At 37.0% G+C, this 1,429-nt stretch carries 1 protein-coding gene; it reads right to left on the bottom strand.

The window, feature by feature from the left end; all coding sequences use genetic code 11:
• Positions 1 to 22: 22 nt before the first annotated feature.
• Positions 23 to 1,399, bottom strand: coding sequence for a type VI secretion system-associated FHA domain protein TagH (tagH, locus tag ASV53_RS24000; RefSeq protein ID WP_094958990.1), 1,377 nt, complete (start codon positions 1,397 to 1,399; stop codon positions 23 to 25).
• Positions 1,400 to 1,429: the final 30 nt, after the last annotated feature.

Genomic DNA, 1,429 nt, shown 5'->3' with positions numbered 1-1,429 from the left:
AATTTAATTATATTAAGCATAGTTATTTTTCTCCCATTCCTTTTAAGCTAGCTTCATAATGTTTCACAAAATCATCTAAATAAAATGGCTGCTCTTGGCGAATATCACTTTCCAATTCATAAAATAAAGCTTCATAACGTTGCCAGTTATTTGCTTTTTGCTTAGATCCAAACCAATTTGATAGCAAGCCTTCGGGGGGGGCTATAGTAGTCACCCGATTAGGTTCCAAAGCTGACATAACCCCTTTCACAGCACCTTTCGTACCATAAACCATGGCTTTTTCATGCTGATCTATATCTGAAAATGCCTCTTGTATCGCTCGTGGTGCTGATAAAAAACTGGGGGATTTTCTATGATATAGATTATGAATTGCGTCTTCAAAATTAGCCGAAAACTTAAGTGGGTTATTTTCTTGACGCTTAAATGACGTATGCATTAAACGATTAGTTTGTTTGAAATCCGAGCGCTTTTGCAGTGTTGTCATAAGACCAGTTAGAAGTAAACACACACTTTCACCCATTTCAAACCACCACTGTTCATTCATTTCAGGATGGATTTGATGCCCGTGTACTTTCATACCCTCAATGAAGGCTTGTAAAAGTTTAGACTCATCACTTCCTTCAGCTAAACTAAGTGTACTTAACGGTGGTTCTGTCGGTTGAGCAGGTTGAGACCGCATAGGGCTGTTGGTCTTTTTAGTAGCAATCTCAGAGCTCTCTTCTTGTCCTATTGTCTCTTCAATAAAATCAATCTGACTATCTCCCGCTTGCGAAACCTTATTTTCCGGAGGTGATTGATATAACGATTCTAGTGGCGTTGGCTCTTCAAAAAGAACACTCCAATCCTCAGGAATACTTTCGTTAAATTGCATTAAGTCAATGCTTTCATTGCTTGGAGATGTAAAGCTATCCTGAATATCTCCAATATAAATCTCGTTATTAACGTCAGAAATGGTTTCTTTTTCCGCATCAGATTTAAGCATTAAATCTTTAGCAGGAATACCCAATTCATCACTATTACTTTGTGCAAGATCTACCGGTTTAGAGTTCGATTCAACTTTATCAGAAGTAAACACTTGCACTTCTATTTCGTAATCGCTAAGTGATATTACATCACCAATAGCAAGTTGGTGGTCTTTATTTTTACCTAACGGTTCTACATTTCTATTAATGAACAAACCATTCGTTGATAAGTCTCTTATATATAAAATGCCTGCTTGCTTTTCTATCACGGCATGCTTACTTGAAATAACACGATCAGGATCGGGTAAACTCCAATCACATAATTCTGAACGACCGATAAAAAGCGGTGTGTTTTCTTTGACGCTATTTAGAGGTTTAACGGCGTCTAATTGAGATGTATAGCGATGATAGCTAATAACTGAAAGTTGAAAATCCATAATAAACCCACACCCTTAAGCTTTATTAAC

This window comes from Photobacterium sanguinicancri (genome assembly GCF_002265265.1).
Taxonomy (GTDB): Bacteria; Pseudomonadota; Gammaproteobacteria; order Enterobacterales; family Vibrionaceae; genus Photobacterium; species Photobacterium sanguinicancri.
The sequence above is the reverse complement of the archived record's forward strand: the minus strand, read 5'-3'. Positions and strand labels throughout refer to the sequence as shown.

What these genes read in the sequence shown, in the direction of transcription:
- tagH (WP_094958990.1), bottom strand. Translation starts at nt 1,399, where the DNA reads ATGGATTTTCAACTTTCAGTTATTAGCTATCATCGCTATACATCTCAA.